At 43.1% G+C, this 773-nt stretch carries 2 rRNA genes; both read left to right on the forward strand.

Features of this window, described 5'->3' with window-relative positions:
- Positions 1-66, forward strand: a 16S ribosomal RNA gene (locus tag BSD9I1_RS07110); the annotation flags it as partial.
- 200 nt (positions 67-266) lie between these two features.
- A 23S ribosomal RNA gene (locus BSD9I1_RS07115) occupies positions 267-773 on the forward strand; the annotation flags it as partial.

The following is a 773-nucleotide window of genomic DNA, read 5'->3' on the forward strand; positions in this document are numbered from 1 at the left end:
TCAATGATTGGGGTGAAGTCGTAACAAGGTAGCCGTAGGAGAACCTGCGGCTGGATCACCTCCTTTCTAAGGAGTCGACAAGAAGCGATGAGCTTTCTTGAAGGTTTCATTCTCTGTTTAATTTTGAGAGACCTTAATGGTTGATAGCAAATGTTATCAACTTTGGTTATCTCTCAATGTTCTTTGAAAATTGCACAGAGTATATTTTAAAATATTGGTTAATAAGTGATAAATAATATTTATTACTAGGTCTAATCTAACTTGAAGATCAAGCTAGAAAGGGCGCATGGCGGATGCCTTGGCACCAGTAGCCGATGAAGGACGCGATAAGCTGCGATAAGCTTCGGGTAGGCGCAAATAGCCTGAGATCCGGAGATTTCCGAATGGGGCAACCCACATAGCTAACGCTATGTACTGTAAGCTGAATACATAGGCTTATGGAGGTATACCCGGGGAACTGAAACATCTAAGTACCCGGAGGAAGAGAAAGAAAAATCGATTTCCTAAGTAGCGGCGAGCGAAATGGAAAGAGCCCAAACCAGAAACTTGTTTCTGGGGTTGAGGATAGATCATAAATATGGATGGATTTTAACAGAAGAGAGCTGGAACGCTCTACCGTAGAAGGTAATAGTCCTGTATGTGAAAAAAGAAATCCTAAGATCTAATCCAGAGTACCACGAGACACGTGAAACCTTGTGGGAAGCAGGGAGGACCACCTCCCAAGGCTAAATACTAACTGGTGACCGATAGTGAAGTAGTACCGTGAGGGAAAG

This window comes from Clostridium sp. BSD9I1 (assembly GCF_900185645.1).
Lineage (GTDB): Bacteria > Bacillota > Clostridia > Clostridiales > Clostridiaceae > Clostridium_AK.